Source organism: Falsiroseomonas frigidaquae (assembly GCF_012163145.1).
Lineage (GTDB): Bacteria > Pseudomonadota > Alphaproteobacteria > Acetobacterales > Acetobacteraceae > Falsiroseomonas > Falsiroseomonas frigidaquae.
Genome location: NZ_JAAVTX010000007.1, coordinates 58,578 through 74,918, shown reverse-complemented (window position 1 = coordinate 74,918; position 16,341 = coordinate 58,578). Strand labels below are relative to the sequence as shown.

16 protein-coding genes and 2 tRNA genes are annotated in these 16,341 nt (G+C 70.7%); 11 read left to right on the top strand and 7 right to left on the bottom strand.

Annotated features, from left to right (window positions below; translation table 11 throughout):
* Window positions 1–78: 78 nt before the first annotated feature.
* The 7 genes from fabZ to prpB all read left to right on the top strand — a co-directional run bounded on the left by fabZ (window position 79) and on the right by prpB (window position 6,095).
* Window positions 79–576 (top strand): 3-hydroxyacyl-ACP dehydratase FabZ, encoded by a 498-nt coding sequence (gene fabZ, locus HB662_RS23080; RefSeq protein WP_168053327.1) that lies wholly within the window; start codon window positions 79–81, stop codon window positions 574–576.
* Window positions 577–605: 29 nt separating this feature from the next.
* On the top strand, window positions 606–1,430 hold the full coding sequence (gene lpxA / locus HB662_RS23075; RefSeq protein ID WP_168053325.1) for an acyl-ACP--UDP-N-acetylglucosamine O-acyltransferase: 825 nt from the start codon (window positions 606–608) through the stop codon (window positions 1,428–1,430).
* Window positions 1,427–2,302 (top strand): LpxI family protein, encoded by an 876-nt coding sequence (locus HB662_RS23070; RefSeq protein WP_342449570.1) that lies wholly within the window; start codon window positions 1,427–1,429, stop codon window positions 2,300–2,302. Before lpxA ends, HB662_RS23070 begins: the two co-directional genes overlap by 4 nt.
* Entirely contained in the window at window positions 2,299–2,694 is a 396-nt protein-coding gene (gene gloA, locus HB662_RS23065; protein ID WP_168053323.1) for a lactoylglutathione lyase, read from the top strand. Before HB662_RS23070 ends, gloA begins: the two co-directional genes overlap by 4 nt.
* Before the next feature lie 10 nt (window positions 2,695–2,704).
* The gene (locus HB662_RS23060) at window positions 2,705–4,102 is read left to right on the top strand and encodes a YcjX family GTP-binding protein (RefSeq protein ID WP_168053320.1); all 1,398 of its coding nucleotides are present in this window, start codon (window positions 2,705–2,707) and stop codon (window positions 4,100–4,102) included.
* Entirely contained in the window at window positions 4,099–4,977 is an 879-nt protein-coding gene (locus HB662_RS23055) for a DUF697 domain-containing protein (protein ID WP_168053318.1), read from the top strand. Before HB662_RS23060 ends, HB662_RS23055 begins: the two co-directional genes overlap by 4 nt.
* A gap of 197 nt (window positions 4,978–5,174) precedes the next feature.
* Window positions 5,175–6,095 carry a methylisocitrate lyase gene (gene prpB / locus HB662_RS23050; protein ID WP_168053316.1) on the top strand — a complete coding sequence of 307 codons (921 nt, stop codon included), beginning with the start codon at window positions 5,175–5,177 and terminating at the stop codon, window positions 6,093–6,095.
* A gap of 1 nt (window position 6,096) precedes the next feature.
* Here the strand turns inward: prpB and HB662_RS23045 are convergent, their stop codons facing one another.
* The 3 genes from HB662_RS23045 to HB662_RS23035 form a co-directional block, all read right to left on the bottom strand.
* Window positions 6,097–6,777 (bottom strand): HAD hydrolase-like protein, encoded by a 681-nt coding sequence (locus HB662_RS23045; protein ID WP_342449569.1) that lies wholly within the window; start codon window positions 6,775–6,777, stop codon window positions 6,097–6,099.
* A 232-nt stretch (window positions 6,778–7,009) separates the two neighbouring features.
* Window positions 7,010–7,084: transfer RNA gene (locus tag HB662_RS23040), tRNA-Asn, on the bottom strand.
* 84 nt (window positions 7,085–7,168) lie between these two features.
* Window positions 7,169–7,239, bottom strand: a tRNA-Cys gene (locus HB662_RS23035).
* 217 nt (window positions 7,240–7,456) lie between these two features.
* Between HB662_RS23035 and HB662_RS23030 the strand changes: the two genes are divergently transcribed.
* The 3 genes from HB662_RS23030 (at window position 7,457) to HB662_RS23020 (ending at window position 10,257) form a co-directional block, all read left to right on the top strand.
* Window positions 7,457–8,188 (top strand): protein-L-isoaspartate O-methyltransferase family protein, encoded by a 732-nt coding sequence (locus HB662_RS23030; RefSeq protein ID WP_245185850.1) that lies wholly within the window; start codon window positions 7,457–7,459, stop codon window positions 8,186–8,188.
* Between the two features lie 98 nt (window positions 8,189–8,286).
* Window positions 8,287–9,672, top strand: coding sequence for a TolC family outer membrane protein (locus HB662_RS23025; RefSeq protein WP_168053311.1), 1,386 nt, complete (start codon window positions 8,287–8,289; stop codon window positions 9,670–9,672).
* A 3-nt stretch (window positions 9,673–9,675) separates the two neighbouring features.
* On the top strand, window positions 9,676–10,257 hold the full coding sequence (locus tag HB662_RS23020) for a DUF2497 domain-containing protein (RefSeq protein WP_245185849.1): 582 nt from the start codon (window positions 9,676–9,678) through the stop codon (window positions 10,255–10,257).
* Between the two features lie 138 nt (window positions 10,258–10,395).
* Here the strand turns inward: HB662_RS23020 and HB662_RS23015 are convergent, their stop codons facing one another.
* Window positions 10,396–11,370, bottom strand: a complete 975-nt coding sequence (locus HB662_RS23015; RefSeq protein WP_168053308.1) for a tripartite tricarboxylate transporter substrate-binding protein — start codon at window positions 11,368–11,370, stop codon at window positions 10,396–10,398.
* A 98-nt stretch (window positions 11,371–11,468) separates the two neighbouring features.
* Between HB662_RS23015 and HB662_RS23010 the strand changes: the two genes are divergently transcribed.
* Window positions 11,469–14,150, top strand: a complete 2,682-nt coding sequence (locus HB662_RS23010) for a valine--tRNA ligase (RefSeq protein ID WP_168053306.1) — start codon at window positions 11,469–11,471, stop codon at window positions 14,148–14,150.
* On the opposite strand, the gene HB662_RS23005 is transcribed toward HB662_RS23010, so the two are convergent.
* The 3 genes from HB662_RS23005 to HB662_RS22995 form a co-directional block, all read right to left on the bottom strand.
* On the bottom strand, window positions 14,147–14,653 hold the full coding sequence (locus HB662_RS23005) for a cupin domain-containing protein (RefSeq protein WP_168053292.1): 507 nt from the start codon (window positions 14,651–14,653) through the stop codon (window positions 14,147–14,149). The two genes, HB662_RS23010 and HB662_RS23005, sit on opposite strands and share 4 nt — an antisense overlap.
* Window positions 14,654–14,686: 33 nt before the next feature.
* The gene (locus HB662_RS23000) at window positions 14,687–15,598 is read right to left on the bottom strand and encodes a CHAP domain-containing protein (RefSeq protein WP_245185848.1); all 912 of its coding nucleotides are present in this window, start codon (window positions 15,596–15,598) and stop codon (window positions 14,687–14,689) included.
* Window positions 15,599–15,952: 354 nt separating this feature from the next.
* Window positions 15,953–16,303, bottom strand: a complete 351-nt coding sequence (locus tag HB662_RS22995; protein ID WP_168053289.1) for a RidA family protein — start codon at window positions 16,301–16,303, stop codon at window positions 15,953–15,955.
* Window positions 16,304–16,341 lie beyond the last annotated feature (38 nt).

The window sequence follows — 16,341 nt, the reverse complement described above, 5'->3', positions numbered from 1 at the left end:
CGCATCTCCAGGTCGCCAGGCGATCCGCCTGACCTGAAGATGCTTTAATTCGCCAGGGAGCGAGCGGAAGACAGGATCATGGACGCGACCGCAGAGAATACGCCGGCCACCGCGGCGGAAGGCCCCGCAGGGACCGTTGGTGTCTACGACATCGCCCGCATCATGCAGGCGATCCCGCACCGTTTTCCCTTCCTGCTGGTGGACCGCGTGGTGGATATCGTCCCCAACGTCTCTGCCGTGGGTATCAAGAACGTCTCGATCAACGAGAATTTCTTCCAGGGCCATTTCCCGCAGCACCCGGTCTTCCCGGGCGTACTGATCATCGAAAGCATGGCGCAGACCGCGGCCGTGCTGGTGGTGGAGACGCTCGGACCGAGCGCCCAGGGCAAGCTGGTCTATTTCATGACCGTGGACAGCGCCAAGTTCCGCAAGCCGGTGGTGCCGGGCGACCAGATGCGCGTGCATGTGCTGAAGGAAAAGCAGCGCGGCAACATCTGGAAGTTCACCGCGGAAGCCAAGGTGGACGGCAAGGTGGTGGCTGAGGCCGGCTACGCCGCCATGATCCTCGACAAGTGAGCGAACCCGCCCGCGTGGATTCTGAAAACATGCCCGCCTTCATCCACCCCGCCGCCCATGTCGCGGCCGGGGCCCAGATTGGCGCCGGCTGCCATATCGGCCCCGGCTGCGTCGTCGGGCCGGAGGCGGTGCTGGGGCAGGGCGTCGAGCTTATCGCGCATGTGGTGCTCGATGGCCGCGTCAGCCTGGGCGACGGCGTGAAGGTCTATCCCTTCGCCACCATCGGCCTGCCGCCGCAGGACCTGAAGTACAAGAGCCAGCCCACCGGCGTCGCCATCGGCGCCCGCACCCAGATCCGGGAGCACGTCACCATCCACCGCGGCAGCACCGGTGGCGATGGCATGACGCGGATCGGCGCGGATGGGCTGGTGATGTGCGTCGCCCATGTCGGGCATGATTGCCGCATCGGCGACGGCGTCATCCTGGTGAACAACGTGATGCTGGCCGGCCATGTGGAGATCGGTGATTTCGCCGTGGTGCAGGGCGGCGCCGCCATCCAGCAATTCGTCCGCATCGGCCGCATGGCCATGGTGGCCGGCATGTCCGGCGTCGAACGCAACGTGCTGCCCTATGGCCGGGTCAAGGGCTATCGCGCCAAGCATTCGGGCCTCAACACCATCGCCATGCGCCGCCGCCTCGGGCTGAGCAAGGACCAGGTGGTGACGGTGGCGCGTGCGGTGCACGACCTGTATCGCGGTGGCCGGCCGGATGAGGCCGTGGATGCCGTCGCCGCAGCCTATCCGGGCAATGCTCTGGTGGCGGAAATCCTTGCCTTCACCCGCAACCGCGGCCGCCACGGCCTGGTCCCCTTCGGCCGTGCCGCCGAGGAGGAGGAGAGCGGAGAGGCTGCGTGACCGCCACGCCGCAACCCCTCGGGCTGATCGCCGGCGGCGGAATCATGCCGCTGCGGGTGGCGGATGCGGCGCGCCGCGCCGGCCGCCCGGTCTTTGCCGTGCTGGTCGAGGGCTTTGCCAATCCGCGGGACTGGCTGGCCTGGCCGCATGAAGTGGTGCGGCTCGGCGCCGTCGGCCGGATGCTCGGGCTGCTGCGGCGCCAGGGCGTACGGCAGCTGGTGCTCGCGGGCCGGGTGACGCGGCCTTCGATCCTGTCGCTGCGGCTGGATGGGGAAGGGGTGCGGCTGGCGGCCAAGGTCGGCCGCCGCGCCCTGTTCGGCGGCGACGACGCGCTGCTGACCGCAGTGATCACCGTGCTGCGCGACGAGGGCTTCGAACCGCTTGGCGCGCAGCAGGTCTTCGCCGAGCTGCTGATCGAGGCAGGCTGTCCGACCCGCGCACAGCCGGATGCGGCGGCGCTGGACGACATCAGGCGCGGCATCGCCGTGGTCCGTCAGCTCGGCGCCGCCGATGCCGGGCAGGGCTGCGTCGTGCAGCAGGGGCTGGTGCTGGCGCTGGAAGCCATCGAGGGCACGGATGCGATGATCGCCCGCGCCGGCGACATGCGGCGGGAGGGGCCGGGCGGCGTGCTGGTAAAGCTGGTGAAGCCGGCGCAGAGCAAGCTGGTGGACCTGCCCGCCATCGGCCCGGACACCATCCGCGCCGCCGCCGCCGCCGGATTGCGCGGCATTGCTGTCGAAGCGCGACGGAACGGCCATGTGGGCACCATCGTTCTGGATCGCGACGCCACCATATCGGAAGCCGATGCCGCGGGGCTGTTCCTGTTGGCGATGGATTCGGACCACATCCTCAAGGAAGGGAATACCCCATGAGCCAGGGCTCGCTGCTGCACACCATGATCCGCGTCGGCAACCTCGAGCGCAGCGTGGATTTCTACACCAAGCTGCTAGGCATGAAGGAACTGCGCCGCCGGGACGTGCCGGACGGCAAGTACACGCTGGTCTTCGTCGGCTACGCCGATGAATCGACCGGCGCCGCCGCGGTGGAGCTGACCTACAACTACGGCACCGAGAGCTATGAGCAGGGCAACGCCTTCGGCCACCTGGCCGTCGGCGTGCCGGACATCTACGCCACCTGCGACAAGCTGCGCGCCGGCGGCGCCAAGATCACGCGCGAGCCCGGCCCGGTGAAGTTCGGCACCACAGTCATCGCCTTCGTCGAGGACCCGGACGGCTACAAGATCGAGCTGATCGAGCGGAAGTAGCCCCCAGCGCATGGCGATCCTGACGCCGCTGGAGGATGCCCTCGCCGGCATGACCGACGCGGCGCGGGCGCTGGCGGGGCGGGAGAGGGTGCGGCTGGCCGTCACCGGCCTGTCGCGGGCCGGCAAGACGGTGTTCCTCACCTCGCTGGTGGCGAACCTGCTGGCGGCGGGGCAGGGGGGCAACACCCTGCCGGCCCTGGCCGCTGCCTCCGGCAACCGCCTGAAGGGCGCGCGGCTGGTGCCGCCGGGCATCGAATCGACGCCGCGCTTCGACGCGAGCGCGCATCTGGAGGCGCTGGCCGCCGACCCGCCGCGCTGGCCGGAACGCACCGAGGATCTCTCCACGCTGGAAATCTCGCTGGACCTCGCGCCCGCCTCCTGGCTCGGCCAGGCGCGCGGCTGGGTGGCGGGGGAGCGGCGCGTCACGCTGGAACTGCTGGATTATCCCGGCGAATGGCTGCTCGACCTGCCGATGCTGGACCAGTCCTACGACGATTGGTCGCGGGAGACGCTGGTGCGGCTGCGGCAGGGCCGGCGCGCCGCGGCGGCCGAGGATTTTCTCAACTTCGTCGATGCCCTGCCACCCGGCGCGCGGGACGATGAGGCGCTGGCCCGCCAGGGGTTCCGGCTGTACCGCGCCGCCTTGCTGCGCTGCCGCGATGATCTCGGCTTCCGCTTCCTGCAACCGGGACGCGCGCTGAATCCGGGGCCGCGCGGGGAAGCGCCGCTGCTGTGGTTCTTCCCGCTGCCCGGCGGCAGCCAGGGCGAGCTCGGCCGGCTGCTGGCGCGCCGCCACTCCGCCTATCTGGCGGACCAGCGCAGCGCCTTCTTCGAACCCTTCTTCCGCCGCTTCCGCCGCCAGGCGGTGCTGGTGGATGCGCTCGGCGCGCTGCATGCCGGGGAGGAAGCCTTCGACGATACCGCCGCGGCCCTGTCCGCCATCGCCGGGTCGCTGCGCCGCGGCGGCGGCTGGCTGAACCTGCTGACCGGGCAGGGCGTGCAGCATGTCGGCTTCGCTGCCACCAAGGCGGACCATGTGCCGGAGGGGCAGCGCAAGGCGCTGGTCGGGCTGCTGGGTGACCTGGTCGGGCGGGACACCGCAGGGGCCGGCGGCGCCACCACCTCCGTGCACGCCATCGCCGCCCTGCGTTGTACCCAGGACGACATGGCGCGCGTCGATGGCCGGGACGTGCAGGCGGTGCGTGGCGTGCTGCTGGATGGCGGCCGTAGCGCGCGGATCTACCCTGGCGAGGTGCCGGACCGCCGGCCGGATCACGCCTTCTGGAGCCATGGCGAATTCCGCATGCCTGTCTTCCGCCCGCCGCGGCTGACAGGTGACGGCCAGGCCGGGATGCCCCATCTCGGGTTGGACCGGATGCTGGCATCCCTGATCGGAGACCTGCTTTGAGCGACGCGCCGCGCGGCCCCCGCATCCTGACCGAGGAGTCGACCGCCCCGGCGCCACGCCTTGATTTCGGCTGGGACCAGGCCGTGGCACCGGTGGCCCTGCCGCCGGCGCCGCAGGGGCGCTGGTCCGCGCTCGGGCTTGCCGCGGGCGGCATCGGCGTGCTGCTGGTCGGGCTTTCCGCCATTGATGTCGGCGGCTACGTCGCGGACCAGTTCACCCGCGCGCCCTGGCTTGGCTGGCTGACGCTGGGCGTGGCGTTGGCCGGATACGGGCTGATCGCCGCCGCCTTCCTGCGCGAATTGCGCGGCCTGGCGGGGCTGGGGACGGTGGAGCGCGGCCGGGCGGCCGTGGCGCGCGGGGATTTCGCTGCCAGCCGAAGCGCGCTGCTCGATTGGGCGGCGCGGGTGCCGGAGGCGCAGGCCATGCTGCCCGCACTGCGCAAGGCGCCGGACCTGCCGACCCTGCTGGCGCTGCTGGAGGCGGGGCCGCTGGCGACGCTGGATCGCGCCGCGGTGTCCGCCGGCCGCGCCGCCGCGCTGCAATCCCTGGCGGCGACCGCCATCGTGCCGTCGCCGGCGCTGGACGGAATCTTCATCGCCTGGCGCGGGCTGCGCCTGGTGCGGGAGGTGGCGGCCATCCATGGCCTGCGTCCGGGCCTGCTCGGCACCATGAAGCTGCTGCGGCGGACTTTGTTCGAGGCCGGGGCGGTGGCGGCGGCCGATGTCGCCATCAACGCCGCGGTCACGGCCGTCACCACCAATCCGCTGGTCGCATCCGTGGTCGGCGATGCGGCAACCGGCGCAGTCGCGGCGCGGCGCATGCTGCTGCTGGCGCGTGCCACGGCGCGGGCCTGCCGGATTGTCACGCCGCGCTGAAGGCGCGCCCTAAGCCTCCCGCGCTACGTCCACATCGAATTCGGCCGCGGCGGCTTCACGGGCAAGATGCAGCCCGACGGCACGAGGGCGCTGGGTTCCAACTCCGCCGGCTGAGCCGGCGCATTTTCGGGCCGGGCGATTCCGTGTGCGGGAAAAATGCTCTAGTCCTGGCGGCAAGCTGACCGGAGCACTTCGCCATGCCCTATGTGATCGCCGACGACCTGCCTGACGCCCCCGCGGGCCAGCGCTTCCGCGCGCTGCTCGAACGGCCGCAGATCCTGCAGATGCCGGGGGCGCATCTCGGCATCGCGGCGCTGCTGGCGAAGCAGGCGGGCTTCGAGTCGCTCTACATGTCGGGCGCCGCCATGTCCGCCACCATGGGCCTGCCCGATCTCGGCATGATCACGGTGGACGACGTCGCCTTCCACATCCGCCAGGTTGCCCGCGCCTCCGGCCTGCCGATCCTGGTGGATGGCGATACGGGGTATGGGGAGGCGCTGAACGTCATGCACATGGTGCGGAGCTTCGAGGAAGCCGGCGCCGCCGCGGTGCATCTGGAAGACCAGCTGCTGCCGAAGAAATGCGGCCATCTGAACGACAAGAAGCTGGCCGATGCGCGGGACATGGCGGCCAAGGTCGCCGCCGCCCGCAAGGCGCGGAAGCACCTGTATATCATTGCCCGGACGGATGCCGTGGCCAGCGAGGGCATGGATGCGGCCGTGGCGCGGGCGCAGATGTACCTGGACGCCGGCGCCGATGCGATCTTCCCGGAAGCCCTGGTGACCCGCGACATGTTCGCCGAATTCGCCCGCCGGATGCCCGGGGTGAAGCTGCTGGCGAACATGACCGAATTCGGCCGCACGCCCTTCTTCACGGCGCAGGAATTCGAGGACCTCGGCTATGCCATGGTGATCTGGCCGGTCAGCCATCTGCGCGTGGCCGCCCGCGCGATGGAGGAGCTCTACGCCGCCATCAACCGCGATGGCGGCACGATGAAGATGCTGGACCGCATGCAGACCCGCGCGCAGCTCTACGCCACCATCGGCTACCACGAATATGAGGCGCTGGATTCCAGCCTGGTGGCGACGGTGATCCCGGAGGGGATGCCGCAATCCTAGGTCAGGCGGCGAAGAAGGCCGGAATCTCCGCCATGCTGGCGAACAGGATATCCGGCTCCGCCGCTGCCAGCGCGGAGGGCAGGGCGTAGCCCCAGGCCACCGCGCCGGCGACCAGCCCGGCGCTGCGGGCGGCGGCGATGTCGCGCAACTCGTCGCCGATGGCGATCGCCTCGCCCGGCAGCAGCCCGGTGCGCCGCAGCACCTGGCGGAATCGGGATGCCTTGCCGAACAGTGTGGCGTCGCAGGCCCAGTGCCCGATGCAGCAGGACGCTTCGGCGCCCAGCGCGCGGCGCGCATTCACCTCGGAATTGGAGGAGACCAGCGCCAGCGTCACCCCCGCCGCGCGTAGCCGTGCCAGCATGGCGGTGGTGCCGGGGAACAGCGGTGGCGGCGGGGCGGCGGTGGCCAGGCCCTTGATATGCGCCGCGATGCTCGGAAGCTTCCACAGCGGCACGCCGAGCACGCGCAGGATGGTGCGCGCATCGCGGTCACGCAGCGCCTCGGCCTCGGTCCTGTCGATGCGGCGGAAGCCGAAATGGCGCGCGGCCTGGTCCAGCGCCTCGAACATCAAGTCGCGGCTATCGGCCAGGGTGCCGTCCAGGTCGAACAGGGCAAGGCGCGGCACGTTTCGGGGGCGGGCCGAGACGGTGTGGATGGCGCGGGAATCGATCGAGCTGTCCACCCGCTCCGTCTGTCCTGTTCTGTCTTTAATTCTTACGCATCGCCCGTGGCGCCGCCGGCGGCAAGCGGTGGCGCGATGGATGTTCATCACGTTCCGGCCAGGGGCGCGCCGCCCTGGCGCCGCAGCAAGGCGGGCGCCTTCGCCCTGCATACGGGCTTGGCGGGTCCTGGACGGCAACCATCATCGCCGGCTCAGGCGGCCGTTGATGCAGGCTTGGAAGGGTGGAGAGAATTGGCTCCGGCGGTTGGATTCGAACCAACGACCAACGGATTAACAGTCCGCTGCGCTACCGCTGCGCCACGCCGGATCAGCCAGTGAACCGGGCTATAGCAAGCACCCGGTCCTTGGTAAACCCGCCCAATGCCGATTGGCGTTGGATGGGGAAGAAGAAAGGCCGCGGCCGGAATCGAACCGGCATATACGGATTTGCAGTCCGCTGCATCACCACTCTGCCACGCGGCCCCATGCGTGGCGAGCCACGCAGGAAGCGGCCTCATGCGTAGCGTACCACGCAGGAAGCGGCGCCTCTATCCGGCAGGGCGGGCCGCTGGTCAAGAGTCCGCTGGACGCGCTTGTGAAGGCTTCGGCAACGGTTGGCGTGGATGCTGCGTCGCGGAAGTGCTGCTTGGCCGTCGGGCGCCCCGGACGTATAAGCGGCGCCATGGACAAGGCGGCGACAATGGACCTGGATCACGCGGAATCGCGTGCCGTGCTTCACGCGGAATCGCGTGCCATGGCGGATGCGGAGCACGGCATGGCGGCGGCGCGCCGCTTCATGGTGGATGGCCAGTTGCGGCCGAACAAGGTGACCGACCCGCGGCTGCTGGCCGCGATGGGCGATCTGCCGCGGGAACGCTTCCTGCCGGCCAATCTGGCCGCCCGCGCCTATGCGGATGAGGATGTCCGCCTCGACGGCGGCCGCGCCCTGATGCAACCGATGGCGATCGCGCGGCTGCTGCAGTTGCTGCGGATCCGCGATGGCGACCGGATGCTCGTGCTCGGCGCCGGCACCGGCTACGCGGCCGCCGTGGCGGCGGCCTGTGGCGCGCCGGTGGTCGCGGTCGAATCGGATCCCGCCCTGTTCGCCCTTGCGCGCCGGGCGCTGGACGGGCTGCTGCCCGCCGGGGCGGTGACCTTGGTGCAGGCCGATCCGGCCCAGGGGCATGCCGCCGGTGCGCCCTATGATGTCATCCTGATCGAGGGCGAGGTGCCCTCGGTGCCCGATTCCATCGCGGCGCAACTCGCGGAAGGTGGCCGCCTAGCCACGGTCCTGGCGGCGGCCGATCGCGGCGTTTCCGCCCGCGCCGTGTGGGGCGTGCGCCATGGCGGCAGCTTCAGCGTGACGGATGCCTTCGATTGCGCCACGCTGCCCTTGCCCGCGTTCCAGCCCGCCCCGGCCTTCGTCTTCTGATGCGTGGCCCCGCTGCGGCGGGACCATGGATGCGGAAGATCTGGTGCAGGTGAAATGAAGACCCGCCCCGCTTCGCGGGCCGTAGGAGCCGCAGTCCGATGAAGTTCTCCCGTACCACCCTGGCGCTCGCGGCGCTGCTGATCGCCCCGCCGGCGCTGATCGCCCCCGCCGCGGCGCAGTCGCTGCAGGAGGCGCTGGCCATGGCCTACGCCAACAACCCGAACCTGCAGGCCGCCCGCGCCCAGCTTCGCGCCGTGGATGAGAACGTGCCCCAGGCGCTGTCCGGCTGGCGCCCGACCGTGCAGGTGGCCGGCAGCGTCGGCACCGCGCAGGGCCGCAGCACCAACACCTCCACCAGCAACCGCACCAGCCTGGACCGCAATCCGGCGACGCTCCAGGCCACCGTCAGCCAGCCGCTGTACCGCGGCGGCCGCACCACGGCTTCCGTCCGCCGGGCGGAGAACCAGGTGCTGGCGCAGCGCGCGCGGCTGCTGGCGACCGAGCAGCAGATCCTCTCGGATACGGTGAACGCCTATGTCGCCGTGATCCGCGACCAGGAGGAAGTGCGCCTCAACATCAACAACGAGCAGGTGCTGACCCGCCAGCTCCAGGCCACCAACGAACGCTTCCGGGTTGGCGAGATCACCCGCACCGACGTGGCACAGGCGGAAAGCCGCCTGGCCGGCACCCGCGCCGCCCGCGCCGATGCCGAGGGGCGGCTGCAGCAATCCCGCGCCAGCTTCGCCCGCCTGGTCGGCCAGCCGCCGCAGCGCCTGGTGGCGCCGCAGCCGCTGCGCGTGCCGCTGGCCACGGCGGCGGAGGCCGGCACGCTGGCCGGCCTGAACAACCCCAACGTGGTCGCCGCCCTGTTCGACGAGGCCGCGGCGCGCGACCTGATCGATGTGAACTTCTCCTCCCTGCTGCCGCAGGTCAGCCTGAACGGCAGCACCTTCCGCAACGACAACAGCTCCGCCCCCGACAACCGCGTCACCGGCAGCCAGGTGACGGCGAACCTGACGGTGCCGCTGTACCAGGGCGGCGCCGAATACGCCCAGGTGCGCCAGGCACGGCAGACGGCGCAGCAGGCGCGGCAGCTGGTCGATGACCAGCGGCGCCAGGCGACCCAGCAGGCGACCTCGGCTTGGGAAACGCTGACCGCCGCCCGCGCCCAGGTGGAGAGCGTGCGCGCGCAGATCCGCGCGGCCGAGATCGCGCTGGATGGCGTGCAGCGGGAAGCCATCGTCGGCAGCCGCACCACGCTCGACGTGCTGAATGCCGAGCAGGAATTGCTGAACGCCCGCGTCAGCCTGGTGCGCGCGCTGGCCAATGTGATCACCGCCTCGCACAGCCTGGCGGCCTCGGTCGGGCGCCTCACGGCACGCGATCTCAGCCTGCCGGTGCAGATCTATGACATGGAGGCCTACTACAATGCGGTGCGCAACCGCTGGGCAGGCTTCGGCGACTATGCCGCGCAGGGGCGCTGAGGCATGAGCGGCGCGGGGCAGCCCGGCCGCCCGGGCGGCGGCACGGATCCGGCGATGGATGACATCCTCGCCTCGATCCGCCGGATCCTGAACGAGGATGAGGCGCAGGACGCGCAGGACAACAAGGCGGCGGAGCCGGAGCCGCTGGACCTGACCGAGGCGATGCTGGTGGCCGCGCCGCCGCCGCCGGAGCCGGAGCCTGAACCGGAGCCGGAGCCGGAACCCGAGCCGGAACCGCCGCCGCCGCCGCCGCGTGCCGCGGCAACGCCCGAGCCGCGCCCGGAACCGCGGCCGCAGCCGGCCTCCGACCCGGAGATGACGGTGGCCAATGTGATGTCCGCGGCGGAGGGGCTGATCGCGCCCGCCGTCGCCGCCGCGACCACCGCCACCCTCGCCACCCTGCTGCGCAGCGTGGCGGAGGAGCGCAGCGCCATCGTGCATCGCGGTGGCCCCTCGATCGAGGATGTGGTGCGGGAGGAGATCCGGCCGCTGCTGAAGGCCTGGCTGGACCAGCACCTGCCGCCCCTGGTGGAGCGGCTGGTGCGGGTTGAGATCGAGCGGGTGATCGGGCGCGCCGCGCCCTGAGCCCCCCGGCGCGCCGCGCCCTGAGTTCCCAGGCGCGCCGCGCCCTGAGTTCCCAGGCGCGCCGCGCCCTGAGATCCCCGGCGCGCCGCGCCCTGAGCCCCCCGGCGCGCCGCGCCCTGATCCACCCGCTGCCGGGCCTCAGTCCGGCTTGATGTTGTTGTCGCGGATCACCGCGGCCCAGGTCGCCATCTGCCCATCCAGGAAGCGGCCGAAATCCTCGGGGGAGGAGGCGATGATCTCCACCCCCATCGGGCTGGTCAGCCGCGCCCGCACTTCCGGCACCTCCAGCGCCTTGGCCAGCGCGGCGTGGAAGCGGCGGATGATCGGCTCCGGCGTGCCGGCGCGGCCGAGCACCGCCCACCAGGCCTTGGCGTCGATGCCCGGCACACCCGATTCGGCCACCGTCGGCAGGTCCGGGAACAGCGCGGAACGCTGGCCGCCGGTCTGCGCCAGCGGGCGCAGGGACTGGCCCACCTGGCCGCCGAGACCGGCATTGCTCGCCATCGGCAGGTCCAGCTCCCCGGCCGCGGCGGCTGCGCTCATCGGGCCGCCGCCGCGATAGGGCACATGCACCATCTTGAAGTCGCCGCGCTGCTGCATCAGCGACATGGTGAGGTGCGACAGGCTGCCGACGCCGATGCTGCCATAGGTGATGGTATCCGGTGCCGCCTTGGCCGCCGCGATCACCTCCTCCAGCTTCCGCCAGGGGCGGGAGTTGTGGGTGGTGATCAGCATGGGCGCGGCGCCGATCTGCATCACCGGCACCAGGTCCCGCTTCGCATCGAAGCCGAGATTGCTGATGAAGGAGGGATTCACGGAGTGGCTGTCGAAGACTGTCACCCAGGTATTGCCATCCGGTGCGGCCCGCGCGGCGGCGGCGGTGCCGAGCGCGCCGGAGGCGCCGGGCCGGTTCTCGATCACCACCGGAACGCCAAGCTCTGCCGTCAGCCGCGGCTGCAGCAGGCGGGTGATGGTGTCCACGCTGCCGCCGGGCGGGAAGGGGACGATGATGCGGATCGGGCCGTTCGGCCAGGCAGGCTGACCCAGCGCGGGGGCGGCGAGCGTCGCGCCCGCGAGCCCCGCCAGAAGTGGACGGCGACCGATCTTGTGCATGGTTTTGTCTCCAACCCAGGCTGAATCCTATGCGCCGCGGGCCTGCCACCGTCCAGCCGCCCCTTGACGGAAACAGGCCGGCGGGGAAGGGATGCCGCATGCTCGACAAGACCTTCGACCACGCCACCATCGAACCCCGCCTGTACCAGGGCTGGGAGGATTCCGGCGCCTTCGCGGCGCATCCGGAGAGTGCGGCAAAGCCGTTCACCATCATGATCCCGCCGCCCAACGTCACGGGCAGCCTGCATATCGGCCACGCGCTGACCATGACGGTGCAGGACATCCTGACCCGCTTCCGCCGGATGCAGGGCCGGGACGCGCTGTGGCAGCCGGGCACGGACCATGCCGGCATCGCGACGCAGATGGTGGTGGAACGCCTGCTCGCCTCCCAGGGCCTGAAGCGGCGCGAGATGGGGCGGGAGGCGTTTCTCGCCAATGTCTGGGAGTGGAAGCGCGAATCCGGCGGCACCATCACCCGCCAGCTCCGCCGTCTCGGCGCCAGCCTGGATTGGCCGCGGGAACGCTTCACCATGGATGAGGGCCTGTCCGAGGCGGTGCGGGAGGTCTTCGTCACCCTGCACAGCCAGGGCCTGCTGTATCGCGACAAGCGCCTGGTGAACTGGGACCCGGTGTTCCAGACCGCGATCTCCGACCTGGAAGTCGAGAGCCGGGAGGTGAAGGGCCATATCTGGCACCTGCGCTACCCGGTGGAGGGCGAGCCGGGCCGCTTCGTCACCGTCGCCACCACGCGGCCGGAGACCATGCTGGGCGACACGGCGGTGGCCGTGCACCCCGAGGATGAACGCTACACCGACCTGGTCGGCAAGCACCTGCTGCTGCCGCTGACCGGCCGCCGCATCCCGGTGGTGGCGGATGCCTATTCGGACCCGGAGAAGGGCACCGGCGCGGTGAAGATCACCCCCGCGCATGACTTCAACGATTTCGAGGTCGGCAAGCGGCACGGCCTGGCCAGCCCCTCAGTCCTCGATGCCGATGCCAAGGTGACGCTGGCCGAGATCCTCGGCCCCTGGGCGGAGGACGCCTTCGTCCGCAGCCTGGAAGGCCAGGACCGCTTCGCCGCGCGCAAGGCCATCATCGCCAAGCTGGAGGAGATGGAGCTGCTGGCGGCGGTGGAGCCGCATGTGAACCAGGTGCCGCATGGCGACCGCTCCGGCGTGCCGATCGAGCCGCGCCTGACCATGCAGTGGTATGTGGACGCCAAGACCCTGGCGCAGCCCGCCATCAAGGCGGTGGAGACCGGCCAGACCGTCTTCGTGCCGCGCCAGTGGGAGAACACCTTCTTCGCCTGGATGCGCGACATCCAGCCCTGGTGCGTGTCCCGCCAGCTCTGGTGGGGCCACCAGATCCCGGCCTGGTACGCGCCGGATGGCGAGGTCTTCGTCGCCAAGACCGAGGAGGAAGCCCGCGCCGCCGCGAAGGCCAAATTCGGCCGCGACGTGGAACTGGTGCGCGACCCGGACGTGCTGGACACCTGGTTCAGTAGCGCGCTCTGGCCCTTCAGCACCTTGGGCTGGCCGGACAGGACGCCGGAACTGGCGAAGTATTATCCGGGCGACGTGCTGGTGACGGGCTTCGACATCATCTTCTTCTGGGTCGCCCGGATGATGATGATGGGCATCCATTTCATGGACGGCCAGGTGCCCTTCGAGAAGGTCTACATCCACGGCCTGGTCCGGGATGAGAAGGGCCAGAAGATGTCGAAATCCAAGGGGAACGTCATGGATCCCCTGGAGCTGATCGAGGCCTATGGCACCGATGCGTTGCGCTTCACCATCGCCTCACTCACCGGGCCGGGCCGTGACGTGAAGCTCGGCCGCAAGCGCGTGGAAGACTTCCGGTCGTTCGGCACCAAGATCTGGAATGCGGCGCGCTTCCTGGAGATGAACGGCATCAAGGCCGATCCGGCCTTCGATCCGGCCTCCGCGAAGACGCCGCTGGCGCGCTGGATCCTCGATGGGTCCAACCGGGCGGTGGCGGAGGCGACGACGGCGCTGGAGGCGTTCCGCTTCGACGAATATGCCGGCGCCGCCTACCGCTTCGTCTGGGGCAGCTTCTGCGACTGGTTCCTGGAATTCGCGAAGCCGGTGCTGAACGGCCCGGATGGGCCCGCGAAGGACGAGGTGAAGGGCGCCGCCCAGCATGTCTTCGGCACCATCCTGAAGCTGCTGCACCCCGCCATGCCCTTCATGACCGAAGCCCTGCATGCCGAATTCGGCTACGGCGCCGAATGCACCCTGATCCGCGCGGAATGGCCCGGCGCCGTGCCGGTGGCGGATGCCGAGGCGGCGCGGGAGGAACTGGACTGGCTCGTCGGCCTGATCGGCGAGGTGCGCGGCGTTCGCGCCGAGATGAACGTGCCGCCCTCCGTCACCGTGCCGCTGCTGCTCTCGGGCGCTTCAGGAACCACGCTCGCCCGTGCGGAGGCCTGGATCGACGTGATCCGCCGCATGGCGCGTGCCACCGAGGTCCTGCCGCTGGACGGCGCCGTGCCGAAGGGCGTGGCGCAGGTGGTGGTGGGGGAGGCGACGGTGATGCTGCCGCTGGCCGATGTCATCGACCTCTCGGCCGAACGCGCCCGCCTCGCCAAGGAACGCGCCAAGGCGGAGGGCGAGGCCGGCAAGATCGCCGCCAAGCTCGGCAACGGCGATTTCGTCGCGCGGGCGAAGGAGGAGGTGGTGGAGGAAAACCGCGAACGCCTCGCCGCCGCCCAGGCCGAGATGGCCCGGCTGGACGCGGCGCTGGCCCGCATCGCGGGCTAGCGGTACGCCAGCCCGGTCACCGGGTCGCAGGGCGGGTCCGGCGTTGCGGGGATGGCGTGAAGCGCCCGTTCCCGCTCCCCCGGCCGCCCGGTGAACTGCTCCGGCGGGTCGCCGGGCGGATAGGCGCCGACCACCAGCAGATCCGCCGACTGGCCCAGGTTGCGATGCGCCGTGCCCGCCGGCAGCACCACCACATCCCCGGCCACCAGCTCCAGCGTCACCCCGGCTTCCGCGCCCAGGCGCACGCGCACATGGCCCTGGGCGATGGCCAGCGCCTCATGCGCGTTCGGGTGGTAGTGGTCGAAGTCGTAGATCCCGTTACGCCAGGCCGGCGGCCAGCCATGGCGGGCGAACAGTGCCTCCGCCGCCGCCGGGTCGCCCGGCGTGGTTGCGCCACGATGCAGCAGCACGGGCAGGCGTGGGTTGTTGGGGATCTGGCCGCCCTGGCTGGCGCTATCCGCCAGCAGCAGCCGTTCCGCGCCATCGGCGCCGCGTTCATGCATGACAAGCACCCCAGTCTACGGGGGCGAGACGCCCTAGCGATCCAGGAGTTGCGCCGCCAGGCGATGGTGCTGCGCGGCGTGCGGGGAGGGGTATTCGGCCACCTCGGTCAAGCGCTGCGCCGCGGCCGTCATCATCCGTGTGCCGGCGGGGCGGTTGTAGATGAAGCCATGCGTCGGATAGGTGCGACCGAAATTGCCGCTGTCTTGGCCGACCTGCACGCGCACCGCCGTCCAGTCGTTGCGGTCGGAGACGTCCATCACCACGACGCCGCGCATGACGCTGCCGCGGCGGATGCCCGGGCCGCCCCAGTTGGAATGATCGATATGGATGGTGCGCGGGCCGACCACACGGCTGACCACCGCGACATGGCCCCGCCGCATGCCGCCCGAGGCGGTGAAGGCGAGCACGGAGCCACGCTCCGGCGCATTGCCGCGGGCATAGCTGCCGGCCGCGTTGCTCCACCAGAGGCGTGCGTCGCCACTGATGTTCATGCCGGTGGCCATGCGGGCGAAGGGCACGCAGGACAGGCTGGAGGCGACCGAGACGGGCAGGATCGGCGTGCCGGCGCTCATGGCGAAGGCCGGGCGCAGCAGGCCCTGCGGGGCCGTGTGGATGACGCCCTGCTGGGCCGTGTGCAGAACGCCCTGCTGGGCCGTGTGCATGGCACCCTGCTGGGCGCTGGCCTCCTGCCTGGATGCGGCGCGGCGGCGCTGGGCGGCGGTGCCCTGCCGGCTGGCGGCTGCGGCCTGGCGGGTGGCGGTGGCGCGGGCGGCGGCATGGGCACGACGCTGCGCGGCGGAGGAGGTCGCGGCCGTGGCGGGCTGGACCTGGCGAGTCTGCTTCTGAGCCGTGCGCGGGCCGCGTTCGGAAGCCTCGGCCGGCACCTGCATCAGGGCGGTGCCCAGCAGGACACAGAGTGCTGCAAGCGTGCGTTTTGCCCGCATCTACGATCCCCTGTCTTGCCTCGGCCGGCCCGGATGGCGCGTCCTGAGTGCTGCGGTAACCGTCTGCGACAGGGGCGGGCAACCCGCTGTGATGATACGCGTTGAAATACGAGGTGAATTGTCGGGGTCGACACCCCGCCGGCGGCCAGGAACAGATCATCTTCCTAGGATGAAACACGGCGAAACACGAAGCCACAGTGTTGCGTCCTGGATGTCACACTCCGGCACGGGATTCGCCGGCTGCCCAGATCGAGTCACATGGCTGTCATGTCGGCGCGGAATGGATCCTGTCCATTCGGCAATAAAAAACCCCCGCGGGCGTTAGCCACGCGGGGGGTGAAGCGAACGCGAAGCTCAGCGGCAGGCGGTGACCATGATCTCCACCAGGTGGCGCGGGTCGGCCATGTTCGCCTCGACGCAGGCGCGCACCGGGCGGCCGGCCTCGCCCAGCCAGTTGACCCACACCTTGTTCATCGCGTCGCGGTCGCGGATGTCCTTCAGCCAGATCTGCGCCTGCAGCAGGCGGGTGTTGTCCGTGCCATTGGCTTCCAGCGCGGCGTCGATCTTGGCGAGCACCTGCTGGGTCTGCCCGGCGATGTCCTGCGACAGGTCATCCGCCGTCATGCCGGCCAGGTAGACGAAGTTGTGGTACTCGACCGAGGAGGACAGGATCGGGTTGCTGCCCTGGCGGGTGATCTTGGACATTGCGCATATGCTCCTGGAGCGGTTTTGGCGCGATTGTC